At 42.9% G+C, this 20,471-nt stretch carries 13 protein-coding genes; 2 read left to right on the top strand and 11 right to left on the bottom strand.

Features of this window, described 5'->3' with window-relative positions; all coding sequences use genetic code 11:
* Nucleotides 1–146 precede the first annotated feature (146 nt).
* From V7K55_RS09810 to V7K55_RS09790, 5 genes are all read right to left on the bottom strand, one after another.
* Nucleotides 147–3,896, bottom strand: a complete 3,750-nt coding sequence (locus tag V7K55_RS09810; protein WP_334830632.1) for a PAS domain S-box protein — start codon at nucleotides 3,894–3,896, stop codon at nucleotides 147–149.
* A 13-nt stretch (nucleotides 3,897–3,909) separates the two neighbouring features.
* Nucleotides 3,910–5,853 carry a GAF domain-containing sensor histidine kinase gene (locus V7K55_RS09805; protein ID WP_334830630.1) on the bottom strand — a complete coding sequence of 648 codons (1,944 nt, stop codon included), beginning with the start codon at nucleotides 5,851–5,853 and terminating at the stop codon, nucleotides 3,910–3,912.
* Complete coding sequence (locus tag V7K55_RS09800) at nucleotides 5,840–6,142, bottom strand: hypothetical protein (RefSeq protein ID WP_334830628.1); 303 nt, start codon at nucleotides 6,140–6,142, stop codon at nucleotides 5,840–5,842. Before V7K55_RS09800 ends, V7K55_RS09805 begins: the two co-directional genes overlap by 14 nt.
* Before the next feature lie 547 nt (nucleotides 6,143–6,689).
* Nucleotides 6,690–7,190, bottom strand: a complete 501-nt coding sequence (locus V7K55_RS09795) for a fatty acid hydroxylase (RefSeq protein ID WP_334830626.1) — start codon at nucleotides 7,188–7,190, stop codon at nucleotides 6,690–6,692.
* A 731-nt stretch (nucleotides 7,191–7,921) separates the two neighbouring features.
* Complete coding sequence (locus V7K55_RS09790; protein ID WP_094332843.1) at nucleotides 7,922–8,101, bottom strand: CopG family transcriptional regulator; 180 nt, start codon at nucleotides 8,099–8,101, stop codon at nucleotides 7,922–7,924.
* Nucleotides 8,102–8,538: 437 nt separating this feature from the next.
* Between V7K55_RS09790 and V7K55_RS09785 the strand changes: the two genes are divergently transcribed.
* Nucleotides 8,539–12,081, top strand: a complete 3,543-nt coding sequence (locus V7K55_RS09785) for an NB-ARC domain-containing protein (RefSeq protein ID WP_334830624.1) — start codon at nucleotides 8,539–8,541, stop codon at nucleotides 12,079–12,081.
* 60 nt (nucleotides 12,082–12,141) lie between these two features.
* Here V7K55_RS09785 and V7K55_RS09780 read toward each other — a convergent pair whose 3' ends face one another.
* Genes V7K55_RS09780 through V7K55_RS09770 form a run of 3 tightly spaced genes read right to left on the bottom strand, consistent with a single transcriptional unit; the run spans nucleotide 12,142 to nucleotide 16,071 of the window.
* A complete protein-coding gene (locus V7K55_RS09780) occupies nucleotides 12,142–13,125 on the bottom strand; it encodes an SGNH/GDSL hydrolase family protein (RefSeq protein ID WP_334830622.1) in 984 nt (327 codons plus the stop codon).
* A 50-nt stretch (nucleotides 13,126–13,175) separates the two neighbouring features.
* Complete coding sequence (locus tag V7K55_RS09775) at nucleotides 13,176–14,288, bottom strand: 3-oxoacyl-ACP synthase III family protein (protein WP_334830620.1); 1,113 nt, start codon at nucleotides 14,286–14,288, stop codon at nucleotides 13,176–13,178.
* Nucleotides 14,289–14,313: 25 nt separating this feature from the next.
* Nucleotides 14,314–16,071 (bottom strand): ScyA-related TPP-binding enzyme, encoded by a 1,758-nt coding sequence (locus V7K55_RS09770; RefSeq protein WP_334830618.1) that lies wholly within the window; start codon nucleotides 16,069–16,071, stop codon nucleotides 14,314–14,316.
* A 646-nt stretch (nucleotides 16,072–16,717) separates the two neighbouring features.
* Here V7K55_RS09770 and V7K55_RS09765 point away from each other — a divergent pair.
* Nucleotides 16,718–17,587 (top strand): DUF5895 domain-containing protein, encoded by an 870-nt coding sequence (locus tag V7K55_RS09765; RefSeq protein ID WP_334830615.1) that lies wholly within the window; start codon nucleotides 16,718–16,720, stop codon nucleotides 17,585–17,587.
* Nucleotides 17,588–17,672: 85 nt separating this feature from the next.
* On the opposite strand, the gene mltA is transcribed toward V7K55_RS09765, so the two are convergent.
* From mltA to V7K55_RS09750, 3 genes are all read right to left on the bottom strand, one after another.
* On the bottom strand, nucleotides 17,673–18,941 hold the full coding sequence (gene mltA, locus V7K55_RS09760; RefSeq protein WP_334830634.1) for a murein transglycosylase A: 1,269 nt from the start codon (nucleotides 18,939–18,941) through the stop codon (nucleotides 17,673–17,675).
* Between the two features lie 3 nt (nucleotides 18,942–18,944).
* Nucleotides 18,945–19,199 carry a hypothetical protein gene (locus tag V7K55_RS09755; RefSeq protein WP_094333088.1) on the bottom strand — a complete coding sequence of 85 codons (255 nt, stop codon included), beginning with the start codon at nucleotides 19,197–19,199 and terminating at the stop codon, nucleotides 18,945–18,947.
* A gap of 431 nt (nucleotides 19,200–19,630) precedes the next feature.
* Nucleotides 19,631–20,284 carry a DUF938 domain-containing protein gene (locus tag V7K55_RS09750; protein ID WP_334830612.1) on the bottom strand — a complete coding sequence of 218 codons (654 nt, stop codon included), beginning with the start codon at nucleotides 20,282–20,284 and terminating at the stop codon, nucleotides 19,631–19,633.
* Nucleotides 20,285–20,471 lie beyond the last annotated feature (187 nt).

Raw genomic sequence — 20,471 nt, 5'->3', positions numbered from 1 at the left:
TGGGAATTGGGAATTGGGAATTGGGAATTGGGAATTGGGAATTGGGAATTGGGAATTGGGAATTGGGAATTGGGAATTGGGAATTGGGAATTGGGTATTCTCTTTGTCCCCTTGTCCCCCAGTCCCCCAGTCCCCAGTAGAAGCAATTACTGATCGGACAGCATAATAAAAAATACATTTTCCAATTCCTTCTCAAAGCGTAGGGTTTTCACCAAATCGGCTTCTTGAGAAAAGAAAGAATCGATGATGATCATGTCAGGTTTGGCTGACAAAGCTTTATTGATGCATTCTTGCGGATTGGAGGCTTCAATCACGTTGTATCCTTGAGCTTGCAGTACATCCGATAGAGTTTTTAAGGCTGATGCATTTTTATCTACAACCAATACCTTTTTACTAGAAGTACCCTGATAAAGTAGTGAGCCTATTTCGCTGAGAAGTTTTTCTGTGTTAATGGGCTTAGTGAGATAGCGATCGATACCAATATGGTAGCCCCGTTCTTTGTTTTCAATAATTGACAAAATAATGATCGGGATGTCTGCGGTCTGAGGATCATTTTTAAGAACGGCTGCCACATCAAAACCATTGATTTGGGGCATCATTACGTCCAAGAGAATCAAATCGGGACGGGCTGTTTTGATTTGATGAATTGCATCTACACCGTCCTTTCCTTCCCGAACGTTGTAGCCTTCGTTTTCCAGTTGTTGACGAAGCAATTCCCGAATGTTAGCGTCATCATCCACAACCAAAATGGTTTTACGGTTTTCGTTTAGTACGGTTTTTGTGGTGATGACGTGTTCTTTGAGTTGTTTGACTAGGGTATCCAAATTCAGATTAGTAGTGGTTTTTGGATCGCTGGTGTAGGTGGGAATGATGAAGGAGAATATGCTACCGTTACCTGGTTCACTTTCAACCCAAATTCTACCGCCGTGATGATCGACGATTTGTTTACAGATGGGCAGTCCTAAGCCTGTGCCTTTGGGTTTGTCGGTGAGGGTGTCGCCAACTTGCCGGAATTTCTCGAACACTTTTGGCTGATCTTCAGGTGCAATACCAATACCTGTATCGATTATGCTGATACAAACACCTTCGTCTTCTTGTTTGACGCGGCAGGTAACACAGCCAGATTCGGTAAATTTAACGGCATTGGAAATCAGATTGATTAAAACTTGCAGCAACCGATTGCGATCGCCTATTATCTGAGGCAATCCAGATTCAATCTCGCTAACTAACTGCAAGCCATTGGTTTCAAACAATCCGGCGGTAGAATTGGCTGCCCAATGGATTAATTCACTGGGATCGAGAGGCTGCATCTGCCATTCCACCTTACCTGCTTCCATCTTGGCAATATCTAGGACATCGTTAATCAAAGACGTAAGGCGTTCTGCTTCCGACACAATAATGTTGAGATTGTCACCTACCCGCTTGATGGTTTTCTGAAGCTTGCGGTCTTCGGTAGAAATTATTGGGAAGACATCGGTTTCTAGCTTTTCTTTAATGATTGATGCAAAACCGAGAACAGAAGTTAGTGGTGTTCGCAGTTCGTGGGAAACCGTTGAGATGAAGTCGGTCTTCATCTTGTCAATCTCTTTTTCTGCCGTCACATCCCGAATCAGCAACGCTGAACCGAAGCAAGCAGAGGGTTCCTCATCTACCGTCTTTTTGAAAATGGCGGTCGCCACTGCTTGACCAATGCGTTCCTTTGTCAGTGCAACTTCGGCAGAAAATACTTCTCCAGGATGGGACTGAGTTCGTGTAACCAGTTCTGCTAAACCAGATATCGGGAGTTCTAAGTAGTGACCATTGACGATGGTAGCTGTCAATTCATACATACCTAAAAAGGCAGGATTGAAGTGGGTAATTTGTCCTGCGGTGTCTACCACTAACAAACCATCTGCTAAGTTATCTAAAATGGCATTTAATCCCTGGGCTTCTGCTAAGGTATTTTGCAGGGCAGCTGTCCGCTCTATAACTCTGGCTTCCAATTTTTGATTCAGTTGCCGCAGAGCGATTTCTGCTTCTTTGCGGGCAGTGATATCGGTATTAATTTCCAGCACCGCGCAGGGCTGACCATCCATGTCTCGTTGCAGAGTCCATCGGCTCTGGACGATAATCAGTTTGCCATCATGGGTGAGATGTTGCACTTCTCCTTCCCAATTACCTTGCTCTAATAACTCTGCGATGATTTCTGCTTTTGGTTTGGGAAAGGTTTTTTTGATAAATATGTGAATGCATTGGTCTTTCACTTCTTCACGCGTCCAACCGTAGAGTCTTTCGGCACCCTGATTCCAGTGAGAGATTTTGTCGCTCATGTCGCGGACGATGATGGCATCGCTGGAATGATTCAACATATCTAATAAACGTTGATTTTCAGCTTCTGCTAATTTGCGATCTTGAATATCAGTGCAGGTGCCAATCCATTCTCGGACGCTGCCGTCTTCTTCAAAGACGGGGGCACCACAGACAAAAAAGTGGCGGTAGCTAGCGTCTTTGGCACGAAATCGATATTCGGTTTGAAAGAGACTCTGATTTGCCACAGCAGCATTCCAGGCAAGGGCTGTGTGGGTACGGTCATCGGGGTGAATTGGATCGAGCCAGCCCAAACCCTCGACTTCCTTCGCACTTTGACCTGTGTACGCTAACCAGGTAGGCATTTCATGGCTCACCGCCAGTCCTTCAGGCGTAGCCACCCAGACAATTTGTGAACTGGCTGTTACCAGAGAACGAAACCTTTGTTCGCTTCGTTGCAGAGTTTGTTCTCCTAGCTTGCGATCGTGAATATCAGTGGAAGTGCCAACCCACTCTCGAATGCTGCCATCTGCTTCCAAAACAGGAACTGCATTGACAAAAAAGTAGCGATAAGTGCCGTCTTTGGCACGAACTTGATATTCAGTTTGATAAAGACTCCGGTTCGCCACAGCAGCACTCCAAACTTCAGCACTGTTGGCACGGTCATCGGGATGTATGACATCCAACCAGCCCCAGCCCAACATTTCGGCTACACTCTGACCTGTATATGCCTCCCAACCGACTATTTCCGAGTTCACCATTCCTTCCGGCGATGTCGTCCAGACCATTTGGGAAGTGGCAGTTACTAATGAGAGATACCGTTGCTCGATATACTGTTTTTGGGCTTCTGCCACCTTGCGATCGTGAATATCTGTGCAGGTGCCAATCCACTCCCGAACACTGCCGTCTTCTTCTAGGACGGGGGTACCACAAACCCAGAAGTAGCGATAGTTGCCATCCTTGCTACGAATTCGGTATTCAATTTGGTAGAGGCTGCGGTTCGCCACGGCTGCACCCCAGACTTCGGCTGTGCGATCGCGATCTTCGGGATGAACGGCATCAATCCAGCCCCCATTTTCCGTTTCAGCTAGACTTTGACCTGTATAGGCTACCCAGCTTACCATGTCAAAGCAAATTCCTTCTGGTGTGCTTACCCAAACAATTTGTGTAGTAGCTGTCACCACTGAGCGGTATCGGGCTTCACTCTGTTTCAGGTTTTGTTCACTATATTGGCGTTCCTGCTGGGCGCGTCGAAGGTCGGTGATGTCCTCTACACTATACCAGATCAGGCGCTCCCCATCTTTCTCAATCATCAGTCCAGATAACCTAACTGGAACCAAGTACCCATCTTTGTGGATGTACTCCTTCTCATAAGGCCCATAGCGACCAGTTCGTTCCAAGTCTTCTAGGCTAGATTGCTCCGTAGCAGCATATTTTTCTGGGGTAATCTCCCAGTAAGTAAGATTCATGGTTTCTGGAACAGTACGCCCTAAAATGGCAGCATAGGCGGGGTTGATGTTAATTAATGTCCCATCTATTCGGCATAGTGCTAGCCCAACAGGACATTGTTCAAATAGCTGACTGTTGTATTCATCAAATTGCTTAAACATGGTTGAGGTTTCTCTAGTGGCGTATTTCGTTAGGGTTAGAACAACAGAACCAAGACAACAAAGTGGCGTAAAGCTTTAACGAAATTGGGTTGCGTTGGAACATCTGGTAAATTTGATCGGGTGATGCACCTTCTACATCTGGACTGTGCTGTGAAAGTCGCTGGATCAATTGAGTATGGCGGATCAGCAAATCCGTCGGTTTGAGTTTTGGAGCTGTTGATGGAATGAAGCCGTCGGTATCAGGAATGGAGGATGATTCCGTTGTGAAAATTGGCATTTGTTCTTCAGTAGCGTCCACCAATGCACAATTTAACGGAATCTGAATCCAGAATTCTGTGCCTTCACCTGGTTGAGAACGACACTTAAGCATTCCCCCATGTTTGTCTACAACAATTTGGTAGCTGATTGCCATGCCTAGCCCGGTTCCTTTACCAACATCTTTCGTGGTGAAGAAGGGATCGTAAATGCGGTGGATTACCTCCTCCTTCATGCCTGGGCCGTTGTCAGCAATGCGAATTACAATGCACTGTTGGTCAATAGCTCTGGTACGAATCGTTATTTGAGGACTACTTTTGACTCCTGAATTTTCCATCCCTTCTTCCAAAGCATCAATGGCATTTGCCAGGATGTTCATAAACACCTGATTCAACTGTCCGGGATAACATTCAATCAGGGGAAGTTTTGCATAGTCTTTAACGATTTCAATTGCCGGACGATGAACATCTGCTTTCACGCGATGGTGAAGAATCATTAGCGTTCCGTCAATACCATCGTGGATGTTGACGGCTTTCATTTCAGCTTCGTCATGGCGGGAGAAGTTTTTCAGAGATTGGACAATTTCGACGATGCGATCTGTGCCCAGTTTCATCGAATCTAGCAGTTTGGGGAAATCCTGCATGATAAATTCCAGGTCTATATTTTCCAACTGTGATTCCAGTTCTGGAGGAGCAACAGGTAGAAATTTCTGATACTTTTCCAACAGGTGTAACAAGTCTTGGGCGTATTCGGCAACATACTTCAAGTTGCCGCAAATAAAGTTAACTGGGTTGTTGATTTCGTGGGCAACTCCAGCAATGAGTTGCCCTAGACTGGACATTTTTTCGCTTTGGATCAACTGAGTTTGGGCTAATTGCAACTCATGGAGAGCTTGCTGAAGCTTCTGTGTCTGGGCTTTTGCTTGGAGGGCTGCTTGAGTGCTTTGTTCGTAAAGTAAAGCTTTGTCAATAGCGATCGCTGTTTGAGAGGCAAAGATACTCACAAGCTTGAGGTGTTCGGCTTTGTATGAGTCGGTTTGGGATGCGCCAATTGCGATCGCTCCCAGTACCCGCTCCTTGGCTCTTAGCGGTACACAAATCATGGCGCTAACGTTCTTTTGCCTATCTAATCGAGGATCGGCTTGCACATCATTGATGAGTTCTGCCCGGTTGGATTGCACAATGTTGCCAATAATTCCCTTGCCCGGTTCCGGCTGACTATCGTCAAAAAACACTCCAAATTCGGCAATGATTTCAAACGCAGTTGCATCAGGACTCAGGAGCAGAATCATCCCCGCAGATGATTCAATTAATTGGCTCAATTCTTGAAGCACGAGTGGGGCAATCTGTCGCGTATCTAAACTTGTTGTGAGTTGAGTTGAGATATCCTCAAACAAATCAATTTCCTGATATCGTTCTAACAATTCTATGGCCAGTACTTTCTTCTCAGCTTCCTGCTTTGCCAGCAATGAAAGCAAAGTTGCAAGTATAATTGTCTGTTCTCCGCCAACAACCCAACCGATGATTTCTCCTGAAACCTCGATTGGATATCGATTTTCCTTAGTTCGCTCCCCAATGCTAATTAGTTTCGTACCGTCTATCAGTTCAACATCAACCGCAATGTTGAACTGGTGGACTAAGTTATTAAGGAGAGATGGCAACTCTTTTTTGTTGAGCATTTTTCTGAGGCTAACTGCGGGCATAAAACACCTCATAAGCAGTAGGTTGCAAATTGACCGCATTCAAGCTAACCGAGTTATTAACTTTATCAATGAAGGCAGGAGGCAGAAGCAGTAAGAGTTCAAGACCGCCACTGAGTTCTCGTACTCTACGGAAAGCTAATGCAACAGTAGCTTCAAATAAGTAGGGGTCGAATCCCCTACTCATTTGCTCCTTCTGCCTCCTGCCTTCTTCGCCCCTTCCCTGCGGGACGCTCCGCGAATGGATAAACAAGCTACGCCGAGCATCTTTGGAAAAGAGAGGAATTGTCATAAAAATCTAGGGATATAATAATTTACTAATTAAGATTAAGACTAGTTTTCCCAAAAACGTTGACGATATAACAGCAAGTTGAGCAGTAGCAGATACCTTGAAACTCCTTAAGTAAGTGGGCACAATAAAACCAAACTGTGTAAAGAAAAGTAAATAAGGCTCAAACCCTTTTTCCCCTGCCTTATCCAAACGATAATTATTTACACCGACCTACTTATATAGGTTCCTTAGAGGTTGTTTGAAAAGTCTTATTGTAGGTATCAAAACGTTCTATATCCCTCTAAGTCCACGCCACAAGATCACTTGGGGAGACCCCAAGACCGCAGTGGCTCCCCTTAAAAAGGGGGACTTTGATAAATAAAACTTTAATAATTCGATAAACGCATAGATTTAAATCTATTGTCAATTGATGTTTCTTATTACTAGTGCATTTCTGAGACTGGAATAATCTCTTCTCTGGCAAAATATCAATAGCGGACAAAAAGAAGCTGCAATCGCAGCTTCTTCTCGGACTTTTAAAAAGTATTTAGATAAGCAGTAGCTTCAGTTAGATTCGAGAGTAACGAAAACGAAGTCTGAGTAGCCGAAGCCAGCGTAACCACATTTGTGCAGGTTGTTCAAAGAAGGTGAAAATATCACCGAAACCTAAATTAGTTTTGTGATGATGTAACCAGTGTCTCTCAGGAGTAGTAATAAATAAAATTTGGCATAAAATATTTACAGGCTTTGAAGTTTGCCAACCCAATACACTTATGTGTCTCCACCAGACATGAAACTGACCAAACAGTAATCCAGAGATAACGCCAATGGGAGAGAAAGACCACAAGACTACTGCTATGAGTAAATAAGGAAAAGCTCCCAAGATACCATCTAAAAGAACCTGGGGATTAAAAGTCAAAATAGCGTAGTGGCGGAAGTCTTTTTTCCAGGAGTGGTGCGTTTTTAAATGAAGGCCACCAAAAACGTGTTCAGGTACGTGGTAAAGGAATGTAGATAGAAAATCGCCAAAAAACAGTAATAACCAAGCAACAGCGATAGCCTCAAGCATTTGTACTCCTCAAGAATAGTTAAGAAAACTCCACAGAAAATATGCAGATATCATGCTGTTGACGTAGACACCTGGTTTTAAGCTATGCAAACTGCATCTATGCGTCTCATGAGTCTACGCTCAAGTGAATTTGGCTCAGAGCATACGTAATTGGATCGGTTGCAGTCTCATAAATTTCCGAGCCTTAATGGAGTAAATAGCAACTCGTAAGAACCTCCAATTTGACTTGTAGCTTTGGGTTAATGGCAACAATACATCTAAAACCCGACAGTAATACAGTATGATGCTATAGTTACTACACAATCTTCTTACTAAGGCATACAGCGTAAGCAAAGGTTGAGTTAAACTTAGTACAAATTTAGGTTAAGGCTTTTCTGCACGTTATTAAGTTGAAACTTATTGCAATTGAGTTTCAATTATGAATCTAATTAGAACGATATAAAGAAATATTCTGCCAACGCAATTTTGGTTCTTGAGGTGAGTAAAACTGGTTGACAACTAAGTGGCTTTTGAACAAAGTGAAACCCAACACCAAGAATACTTGATTGTGTTGGGTTTCACTTTGTTCAAACCAATCTATAAATGTTTTATTTTTTCAGATAGAAAAAAGAGCGCTAATAGGAATGTGAGTTCAATAGAGTAAAGTTGAAAACCCTTATCAAAATTTACATTCTACTTTAACTATGACTCTTCTGGACTAGGACTTTTCAGACTTGGCGTGAGAAATCAGGTCAAGGTAAAGCTTGAATGAGTTTCCGAATCACATCTATTGCTGGACTGCCTGTCTGTTCACAATACTTTTCAAGGTTCTGGGCTTCATCTGATGTCAAGTTTAAGGTAATTCGCTTAAGCGCCCTTTTTTTAGTGGAGGTTGCCAAGCGGGGAGATTTAAGTGCAGCAGTTTTATTCATTGATTGATAGTCTAGATATATACAAACTTTCTTTATTAAGATTGCCAATTCTGAACTACCTTTACCAGTGAAAATCGAGATTTTGAGATTGAACTTAAGCTTTACACCCGAATATATTACTGAGAAGCTAAGGTATTAAATACCTGGGACTACACGGAATATACCATTATCTGTGATGCTAGAAGCTTTTGGCTAAAGAGCTTATGTCAGCAATGCCCCACAAACCAGATTGTCTGTTGAGCAAGCGATATTGAATTCCTGAGACGATTGGATTGTCAAAGGTGGTTTTTATCAGTAAATATTTTGGTAATATATGTGTTTTCAATCTTCTGCAATATGAGATTATTCGTTTGTTATGGCTATCACCTCATATCTACAGCAACCTAGTAGATAATTCCTTTTAGTTAAAGGTGGTTACACCAATAGTGAGTTAATACATGACTTTACAGAATTGGAGACGCAAGCGTGGCGTTGCACTGACTACCAAGGGGTTGCAGAAAATTAAGGAAGCAAAGCATCAGTCAGAGGCAAAAGAAAATTTTGGAAACAGGTATACTCTTGAAGAAATGAGCGCCCGCTCTGGGTTATATTCCGCTACCATCTCGAAAGTATTGAATCGGGAAGGAGGCGTTGATAAACAGACTATTGAAAAGCTTTTTTCAGTTTTTCACTTAAAAATAGATAAAAGTGACTATTCAAGCTCAAATAATCGTCTAGATTGGGGAGAAGCTATCTTTAACTCAGTTTTTTATGGACGTATTGAAGAACTTACTACGTTAGAGCAATGGATTCTTAATGAACACTGCCGATTGGTCGCCCTATTAGGAATAGGAGGGATTGGGAAAACGGCGCTGTCTGTAAAGCTTGCTCAACAGATTCAGGACAACTTTGAGTATGTGATCTGGCGATCGCTACGAGAAGCCCCACCTGTTAAAATTATTCTCAGTAACCTGATCCAATTCTTATCTGACGAGCAGGAAACAGAAAGCAATTTACCAGAAAGCTTTAGCGATAGGGTATCGAGACTCCTCTATTATTTGCAAAATCATCGCTGTTTGGTAATCCTTGATAATGCAGAGTCAATTCTTCGCAGTGGTAGCCGCGCTGGACTCTATCGAGAAGGATATGAGGAATATGGTGAGCTTTTTAGACGGATAGGAGAAGCAACTCACCAAAGCTGCTTAATACTGACTAGTCGGGAAAAACCGAAAGAAGTAGCATTACTCGAAGGACAAGCAACACCTGTTCGCTCATTACCATTAAGTGGTTTGAAGGTAGCAGAAGGGCAAGAAATTTTAAAACTCAAAGGGCTATCTGCGGTAGAGGATGAATGGAAAGTAATAATTGAGCGCTACGCAGGCAATCCACTGGCCCTAAAGATAGTTGCTACAACCATTCAAGATATTTTTGGTGGTAATGTCACTGAATTTTTGCAACAAGACACAGCTGTTTTTGGCGATATTCGTGATGTTTTAGAGCAGCAGTTTGAGCGCTTGTCAGATTTAGAAAAGGATATTATCTACTGGCTAGCGATTAATCGTGAGTCGGTTACACTCTCAGAATTGCGAGATGATATTACCTCACCAGTTGCACAATCAAAATTACTAGAGGCTTTAGAATCTTTAGGAAGGCGATCGCTAATCGAGAAAGATACGCCTACGCTGATTGGAAAAACTGGAGCATTCTTTACACTCCAGCCTGTAGTTATGGAGTATATAACTACTAACTTGATAGAACATGTATGTGAAGAGATTCTTACTCAGAATATTTATTTATTTAGGAGTAAAGCTCTAACAAAAGCGACAGCAAAAGAATATGTTAGGGATACTCAAATTCGCTTTATCGTCAAACCAGTTATAGATGGGCTGCTTACTGCCTTTAGAAGTAAAAAAAACCTCGAAAATCACTTAGCTCAAATTTTAGCAACGCTACGAGAGATATCCCCTCTAGAACAAAGTTATACAGCAGGAAATATCTTTAACTTGCTTTGTCATTTAGAAATTGATCTCAGCAGTTATGATTTTTCTTATCTAACTATTTGGCAAGCCGATTTGCAGCATATAAAGTTGCATAATGTAAATTTTGCTCACGCCCATCTAGCTAAATGTGTTTTTATTGAAACCTTCGGCGGTATTTTTTCGGTAGCCTTTAGCCCGAATGGTAAACTTTTAGCTACTGGTGATACCAATGGAGAAATTCGCTTGTACGAAGTTGCCAATAGTCAGCAACTTATGGCTTGTAAGGGGCATACTGGTTGGGTTTGGTCAGTTACTTTTAGTCCCGACGGTCAAGTTCTTGCTAGTGGCAGTAATGACCAAACAACAAAGCTGTGGGATACCAGTACTGGTCAGTGCTTAAAAACTTTTGAGGGTCATAGTGGTGGGGTTCGTTCAGTCTCTTTTAGTCCTGACAATCAGGTTCTTGCTAGTGGTAGTGATGACCAAACAGTGAAACTGTGGAATATCAGTACAGGCAAATGTTTCAAAACATTACAGGAAGATGGTTGTAGTGTCTGGTCTGTTGTCTTTAGTCCAAAAGGTGATGTGTTGGCAAGTGGAAATGATGACTATAAAGTAAGGCTGTGGGATATTAACAGCAATTCATGTATTCACACTTTAGAGGGTCATACTCAGTGGGTATACTCAGTCACTTTCAGCCCTGAAGGTAATACACTAGCTAGCGCTAGCCATGACCAAACAGTTAAACTTTGGAACACAAATACTGGTAAATGTATTAAAACTTTGCAGGGGCATACAGACTTGGTACATTCAGTTACCTTTAGCGTCGATGGTAGCACTCTTGTTAGTTGCGGTGAAGATCAAACAGTTAAGGTATGGGATTTCGTGACTGGCCAATGCCTTAAAACTCTACAAGGACATAAAAGTAGGGTATGGTCGTTAGCAATATGTATAAATCAAAATATTTGTGCTAGTAGCAGTGACGATCAAACTATAAAATTATGGAATATCAGTACTGGTCGATGCATTAAGACCTTCCAGGGTTACAACAATGGGATATGGTCAGTTGCTGTTAGCCCAAACGGTAATTTCCTTGCCAGTGGTAGTAATGACCAAACAGTGACAGTATGGGATGCTATTACTGGTAAGTGTCTCAAAATTTTCCGGGGACATGATAGGAGAGTTACATCAGTTGTTTTTAGCCCTGATTCTCACTTGATTGCTAGTGGTAGCGAAGATCAAACAATAAGAATATGGGATATAAATAATAGTAAATGTCTTAAAATATTGAAAGGACATAGTAATCGAGTTACATCAGTTACTCTTAGTGCTGACAGCTATTTTTTGGCAAGTGGTAGCGATGACCAAACAATAAGAATATGGAGTGTCACCACTGGTCAATGCCTTAATATTTTACAAGAACATAGTGGTAGAACATGGTCAGTAACCTTCAGTCCTGACAGTCATGTATTAGCTAGTGGTAGTCATGACGGAACAGTGAAACTCTGGGATATTCGCACTAGCAAATGCCTTCATACTTTACAAGGTCATGCCGAATGGGTTTGGGCAGTTGGCTTCAGTTCAGATGGTGGTATGCTAGCTAGCGGTAGCGGAGACCAAACGATTAAACTCTGGGATGTCAGTACTGGTCAGTGTATTATAACTTTGCAAGACCATACAAATACTGTATATTCAGTTGCTTTCAGTTCGGATGGTAGTATACTGGCAAGTGGTAGTGGAGACCAAACAGTTAAGCTTTGGGATGTTAACACAGGTAGCTGTTTAAGAACTTTATTAGGACATACTAGATGGGTTTGGTCAGTCACATTTAGTTCTGACGATCAAACTGTGGTCAGTTGTAGTGAAGATGAGACAATTAAGATTTGGGATGTACAAACAGGTGAATGTTTGAAAACTTTGAAAAGTAAAAATCCTTATGAGGGAATGAATATCACTAGCATAAGTGGCTTAACTGAGTCTCAGAAGGATACTTTAAAAACTCTAGGAGCAGTTGAGTATTAAAGGAGACTTAATATTAAAATTATAAAACAAAGTCAAGCCAGATTGCGAACAAGTACTAATTCAATTATTTATTTTGCGTTTCAATAGCGAAACTGCACCTAAAATGCTGTATGCTAGCATTCCTAATCCAGCAGATGCTTCAGGTACTGGTACTGGCTGAAGTGCTGAGAATGCTAATTCTCCAATTAGCTTATGAGCAGTAGTTGTAGGATGCACTCCGTCCCAAAACAAAAATTCTTTAGGGTTACAGGAAACTTGTTGTGTGGGAATATCTATGGACACGACTGATAAGTCTTCGCTAAGGCAAGAGTTAGTAAAATTTGTAAAACCGAATTCCTCTGGAGCGGCAACGATCCGATCAAATAGGGAATTAACATTCAGTTCTATAATATTGATATCGGAACTTAATTGTTGGCTCAAAACTTGGAGTTCTGTATTCAAGCTAGAGTTATGTTCACTGCTGAATGTGCTGAATAAGTTGGAACGTTGACTAGTGAAATTTGCAAAAGGCGATTTTCCCAAATCCGGTAAGTTGACCACCATGATATCTTTAGCGCCATCAGCAACAAGTGATGTCAACGCTGTTGATAAATTTGCCACTGCATTGCTAGGATTTGGCTCACCATCGAAAAAATAACTTAGGTAGTCATTAGTGCCAGCCCAAATAATATATAGAGCATTAGGATCGGCAGTTTCATTTCCTGCTACAAAGTTATTTATCTGTTGCTGCAATCCTGGTAAAGTAGCCAAACCAATATTCTTAGTTCCCGTAGTCGCACCACCAAAAGCAAAGTTATTTTTCAGATTTAATGTTAATCCTAGATCGGAGGCAAGATAATCAACCCAAATTGGGCCATTAGAAAAACGTCCATTATAGTAGGTTGGACTTGGGGGAATAATTCCATTAGTGGCATTAAATACATTTCCGGTATCAGACAAACTGTCTCCAAAGACGTAAATATTGTCATAATCCTTTGCTAATACTTTGAGTGGAAATATCAAAGATAATAGTAAAAATCCTGTTGTAATAATTTGTCTTTGCACGCTTAACTCCTTTATTTATAAAGATGCTAGGAGAAAAATTCCGCTCTTTTCTAGAGAACTTTTTCAGCTAATTTAAAACTTTCAAGAGGGTGAGGGGCTAACGCCACATTACCCCAGCGCATTACGCTTGCAGAAGCAACACCTGCTGCACCAGAACCATAAATGAGAACTAAGTCATTTTCGTGAATCTTACCCAAATGTGCAGCATGGTAGAGATTTGCCACAGTCAGTACTGGCCCTATATTTGCATATAGAGGGTAGAGATTGATAGTGCGCTCTGGGTTAATACTCAGTAGCCGGGTGCAGAAACGTGTCATCCAAGCAGTAGGGGTATTGAAAAGAAAAAAGTCGATTTGTTCTAACGTTACACCAGCAGATGCGATCGCACCCTCACAACATATAGAAAGAAACTCCGCAGCCGTTTCGCGTAGAGCCTTTGCATCCTTACCAGTCTGTATGCGAAGTCGTGAATTTCCTTGTTCATCCTTTGTCAGATCAGTAGATACCACTTCACACAGCGCACCTGTATGAACTGTCTTAGTGCCCAGGATACCCTGATTTCCTTCGAGTGAACTGACTACAAAGGCTCCAGCACCATCACCAAGAAACCAAGACACAGTATCTTGCTCGTCACAAACGCGAGAGTACGAACACGAAATAACTACGAGTACATTGCGATACTCTCCCGCTCGTACCAAAGCAGAGGCAGTTTGAAGTACAACTGGCGTACTCCCACAGGTTGCATCAAGATTCCATGCAGCACCCACAAGACCGAGTTTACGGGCAAGAAAGGCGGCATTACCAAATCCAATTTGTTCAGGCCAAACTGAGGCCACAATCATCAAATCAATATCATTAACTGAAAGTTTAGCTGCATTCAAGGCATCTGTTGCCGCGCGATACTCCAAGGTTAATGAGGACTCCTCATGACTAAGAAGCCAGCGCTCAACAGTACCACGAAATGGATCTGAAAGATAAGGCAGCATCTCCAGATCAAACTCGTTATTCGGAGTGCTTCCAGTCAACGAAAAGAGCCTTGCCAGTCCTTTTTGTTCAGTCTGAGCTATTAGCTCAGGGTACTTTTCTACGTAATAGTTATTGGTACGTCTAATAGTTGGAAAACTTAGTGCAACTGAGCGAATACCTACTGGGAAATGCACCATATAAAAAATTCTCTGTTATCTTATCTTAATAGTTGGTAGCGCCCTGTAAAATCAGGCTTAGATTACGACTTTGAGTGGGTGCTATTTGGGTGGGATCTATGATTACATCAACCACAAATGGGCCGTTCGCCGCGATCGCTTTTTCTAGTGCTACTTGAACTTCAGCTTCCCTTTCAACCCGAATACCTTCTGCTCCCATTCCCTGAGCAATCTTGACGAAATCTGCCTGTGGAATCGTTGCATCTACATTATTGAATCCTAGATATGCTATCCCCTGTTCGCAGATGTTATAGTGCCCATCATTGAGTACAATCCAGACGGCAGGAATTTGATATTTTACAGCCGTGTTTACCTCGCTGTTCATCAGCATGGCACCATCTCCGACAATGGCAACAGCCTTGCCATTCCGTGCCAAAGCAGCACCTACTACACCTGTGACAAAATGCCCCATAGAACCAAATCCGTTGCTGATCCGGTAACGACTTGGTGTGGTAAATCGTAGCAGATGAATTACCCAAGCAAAAGAGTTACCTGACTCTGCCATTACCACTGCATTGCTTCTATCAACAATCACTTGTTGAATCACATTCATAAGCAGTTCTGGTCGCACTAAACCAACCGCACGTGGCTTGATGACATCGCGTTTGAACTGAGGCAGCACTATTGTTTGTGAGCGGCCAGTATTTTCTCTTAAGTTCTTCAGCAGGCTCTTCAGGAAGATTCTCACGTCCGACTGGATGGCAAAAGTCTCAGTAGATGGATATGCAGTTCCCGGTATTTCCGGGTCGATGTCAACATGTAAAAAGCCTTGCCTGGGAATCATCTCAGGGTTCCAGAAGGAGGTAAATTCGCCAAGACGTGTTCCCAGCACCAGTATACGCCTTGGACGTTGCTCTCTCATGTACCTGAAAACAGACTCATGCCCACCAAAGCCGGTAACGCCTACAAACTGAGGATGATCTTCAGGAAAAATACCCTTAGCTCGTGGTGAACACATTACGGCAGCCCCTGTTCTCTCAGCAAGCTGGCGAATCTCTTTTGCAGCACCCCGTGCCCCGAAGCCCACCCAAATTGCAAACGGCTCCTCAGAGAGTAAGTGAACACATTCGGCTATCGTCTCCTCACTTGCTGTTGCCGCAGCCTGAGACAAAGTTACTCGTGGTAAGGATGTATTTACACAACTTGTCTGAATGTTTGCCGGAATGCTGATATGAGCTACAAATCCTCCTGGTTGTCCTAGACCAAGAGCAATCCTGCGAGCAACCTCTGGAAGTTCATCGCTGGATTCGAGGGTTGTCGCATAATGGAATATTGTCCCGGAAGTAAAAATACCTGCACTAGGCATAGTGTAGGTGCTAGTTTCTTGACAAGCCCACCGACCACGCTGTGGTGAAGAGGTCGAAGCTGATACGAAAATTACCTTAGCTCCCTCCCAACGGGCAGCCAACAACCCTGTCAAAGCGTTGGTGATCCCCGGCCCTGTAGTAGTGAATACCACAACTGGGCGATCGCTAGCAAAGTAAGCCTCAATTGCTGCGAAAGCTGCTCCAGCTTCGTGGCGAAAGTGCAGCACCTGCATGGAACTTTGGTGTAATGCAGCCCATATTGGCGCGATCGCACCTCCCGAAACCCCAAACGCATACTCTACTCCCATATCTCCTAGCATTTTAACTAGTACCTCTGCTACCGAAGAAGGTCTAGATTGCTGGCTATGAAATTCCTGTTCAGTGGAGTTTAATTGTTCAGTGGTATTTGCTTGTGTGTCCTGAAATTTAAGATGCATACAAACTATACTTGTTAGGAATAATTTCCCCTGTGAAGTAACATTATCCCACACGCTAAACTCAGCAATATTACTTTTTTTAGATAAGTACCATAGAAATTTTTTAGCACTGCTTTACGAAAGTAGGGAGTAAGTAACGTTCAAACTACCCTCACACTTCGCCTTGCCAACCTTTTAGCAGTTGAAACTTTGATATCAGAAATCTCTAAAGACTTCAACAATATGTGGATGTAGCGATGCCTATGGCGGGCTGCGCCAACGCAGATGGGTTAACCCATAGTTTATGAGAACTGAACGCTATATAATAATCAAACTTCGGAGTATAAAAAGGTGATTAACTTCAGTCAGTATAAAGCTTTAACTTTCGATTGTTACGGAACCCTGATCGATTGGGAGAGCGGTATTTTAGGAGCGCTTAAGCCACTTCTGCTGGCACACAACATTGATCTGTTGTTACAAAACGAAACAGGGATTGCAACATAGATTGATTCTGCCTTACTCTGGAAAAACTACTATGCCAGTTTGACAGCACGGGCGACAAGCAAGGGACGGGTGATGCTCGTACCAACGCTTTTCTTCTGGCTCCCCAGGATTCAGCGTTCTGCCGATAAACTTGTTCAATAAAACACTTTGATAGCCTAAAACGATGAAAGCATCTGCTAATTTCGACTTTGAAGACGAGAAATTCAATGCACCGCCTTCTCAAGTCATCCCCTGGTGTCAGATGATTAATCCTCGGTATGGCACAGATGGTATGCAATCCCACGGTTTGGCGATTAAACTAGATAATGCTAATACTGTCGGCTTTGTACCAGATGATAATTGGCAGCAAGTAGAGCATGAATTTAGCTCTGGAGTCGAAACAGTCTTTATTAGCAATACTCCAAACTTGGTTTTAGTGCGTCGGGGGCCATTGTCTGTCAAAGACCGGGAAAGTGGTCTAAAACTGGGTACGCTCAAAGAAAATTATGATGCTTTTTTAGCAGACAAACTTAAATTTAAAACCTTTACTCGCTATCTAATTTTTATAGTGGGTGAAAATAAAAAGTTTTTACATGAATCACCATTACAACTAACTCTTAATGGTGCTGCTGGAGCAAGTTTCAGCAAAACCTACTGCGAATATCAACAAGGCAAAGTAGTTAGTGGATTCGTTGCTGAACTAGAAAAAGCTTATGCTATTTACCGCAAGCAACCATTGACACCAAAAGGCCCTTTGTTTCATGCTCACGGGATTTTTTGCCCGATAATCGAGTGTGAAGAAAGAGGTATTGAACCAAATACTGTTCTGGTAGCTTCAACTGTAGACTACAAACATCCGACGGTAGGGACTTTAACAGAATATTTAATTGCTTCAGATTCTCTTGAGTCTGCAATGATTTGTAAGACTTTTGAAGAATACAAAGATTTTGGGAAGGAACCTGTAAAAGCAGAAACGCCTAAATTGGCAATGGCGGGAGTTTCTAACTCTTACGTTTATGCTGATGAAGATGATTTTGCTTATCCGCCGTATTAGGTGGGACTGGGGACTGGGGACTGGGGATTGGGTATTGGGTATTGGAGATTGGGAAAACTATTCCCTAGTCCCCAGTCCCCAATAGTTATTCCTTGAGCAGCAAATAATATAGTGAACCATTACCGCCTGTGATGCCGGCGCGATCGCCTGCTAGTTTACCAGACCCCATGAAATAATCCACCCGGCCGGGGCCTTTGATGGCGCTTCCTGTATCTTGGTCAAGCACAAAGCGGCTGACGGTACGGTTTTCTAGTTTGCCACGCCCAGCAGGATAGGGAAATGAGTTGTAAATCAGTGCCAGCGCTCCCGGAGGCATGAGAGACTTATCTGTAGCAATAGAACGTTCTGCTGTCACTGGCACATGAATACTGCCTGTAGCACCGGTTCCGCCAGTTTCTTGGAAGAAAATAAATCGTTCCCAGCGCGGCAGATAATTACTCAACTCGTGGGGTTTTTGCCGAAAATAAGCAATCATCCGTGGCAGTGTCAATCCATTTAGTGGCATTTTGCCATCTTTGGCTAGTTCTTTGCCGATACTAGTCCAAGGGTAATCAGTTCCACCTGCATAACCAATAGATGTTGTTTTGCCATTAGTTAATTTAATTTGGGCAGAACCTTGGATATGTACCATGTATGCGTCGAAGCGATCGCGAAACCAAAGTAGTTCTAAACCGTGTAACTGGCTCTTATTCCCTAGTAAACCATCCTTCCCTTCCAAATCAATTCGTTTTGGATGGGGTTTAGGCCATTGGCTGAAATCAGGTGGTAGCCGATAAAGGGGATACTTATATATTGCAGTCCTGACACGGCTAGCGGTGTAAACAGGTTCGTAATAAGCAGTGAATTTAACAGTACCCTTGCCATCATTGCCTACAGACTGGTAAAAGACAAACTCTCGGCGAACAGCAGCTTGTAATTGGTCTGCTGACTTAGAACTGACAACTAGTTGGCGGAAACGTAACAAACTCCGGCGGACGCGATCGAGAGTAATTTCCTTAACAGGATAATTTTGATATGCTGCGATCGCGTCACCTTTTGTTAGGTAGAGCAGACTGTTATCAATGGAAGCCAATAGCGCTTTGCGATCGCCTCCGGTAAGCGAAGCACCTGTTCTACCCCAAATTTGATCGTCCCAACCCAAGCAGGTTTGCCGAAGCGAACAATCGCTTCCTATGGCGATTGGTTTGAGCGGTGGCGTTATCTCAGGAGTGATTGGTATTGGTATAGGTGAGAGATCGGGAGTAGTCGGTATTGGCAACGGTAGTAAGTTAGGAACCTGAGCAACAGCCGACCAGAGAGGATTTACAAGGGCGATTCCCAGACTCAAGGAAAGGAAAGCAAGGGTTTTTCTCATCATTTAGTTGAATCTTTCAACACTGGAACTAAAAACGGGTTCTACCCGGATTGCCACAACCCGAGAAGGGCGGATTACCATATATTCCCCTTGAATATTTTTGATCGGCACACTAATGAAGTCATTAGAAGCAGATTTTGGCACAAGTTCGCCGCTATACCACTTCTGAAACTCTTGAATAGTAGGAAAACGTACTTCTTCCCGGTGGCCGCTTTCCAGTAGGAGGTAGACGGAATATTCATTTGGAGTTCTAGCCATAAGATTGAATCACTTAAAAAACATTCAACCCATTGTTAACCACGTAAGCCCCGAATGAAAAGGGTAAGCATACGGGAGCAGGAAGCAGAAGAATAATTAATGCCCAATACCTCCCTCATGAGTGCTAAGTCTTGTTAGCGTTAGCAGGGCGTTTAGCCTGTGCTGAGTAGGGAATCTTATTCTTGACTCAGCACTCAGAACTGTTTTGCCCAACACCCAATGCCCATTCACTTTTACTTCACCCTAGACGGCTAATCTTTTAAGCAGTTCCTCAACTTGGGCCGGAAAATATTGGTATTTCGATGTCAGCAGGGTATTTCTCAAATCTGCCTGACGATGATCGCGGTGAGTATAGCCAATAGCCGTAACAGATTGCTATCAAGTTATCTGTTGCCAAATGTTCGAGTCTGCACCAAAACCATTTCCAGGAATCATTCATCAGCAGAACGTTCAAAGACTACTGAAAGATTATTTGCTGGCATTTGGTAAATCTGTTTCAAGATGAAATGTTCTGCCCTAGCTGCTGCTACTACATCCTCTAAGTTCCGCACACCCCATTCTTGGTTTTGGCCACGTAAATATTCGTCAAAAGCTGCATTACTAGCTGCTGTATGTTTTCCACCTTGTTTAAAAGGCCCATATAAATAGAGGATTCCTCCTGCTGTTAAGATCCGACCTGCCCCTGCCATTAGTCCTAGACAAGCTGACCACGGTGAAATGTGAATCATATTCATGTTGACGATCGCGACTATTGGCTCCAGATTCAGCCTCTGAGTCACTGCCTCTTTCTCCACTGCCCAAACTGGTTCTCTAACATCTAGCTCAAGTGGTGCATAAACGTTATCACATACATTGTGTTCAGTCCATGCAATAATGCTGGCTCGTGATTCGAAATTTACATCTGTCGGTAGCCACTGACAATCCCTGAACCTAGACGCAAAAAAGACTGCGTGTTCACCAGTACCACTTGCTATTTCTAAAATAGTTCCACTCTGAGGCAATACCTGCAAAAGTACTTCTAGAATTGGTTCGCGATTGCGCTCAGTTGCTGGGGCGTATTGTCTTGCGTCTTGTGGTGTCACCATTAATGAATTCAGCCTGTTCGCTTGCTTATATCCCCCGAATTCTATGAGACTGTTGGTCAATTCACAAGGGCTGAGGCATTTACCAAGTGCTTAGGGACTTCCAAATAAAAAAATATTCCAAAGCTGACGCAAAAATCCTCTTAATCTCTCTTCTCTCTGTGTTGCGCCAGGTGCTACAAACTCCTCC

The organism is Nostoc sp., from assembly GCF_036919895.1.
Lineage (GTDB): Bacteria > Cyanobacteriota > Cyanobacteriia > Cyanobacteriales > Nostocaceae > Nostoc.
This window is presented reverse-complemented; position numbering and strand designations above follow the sequence as displayed.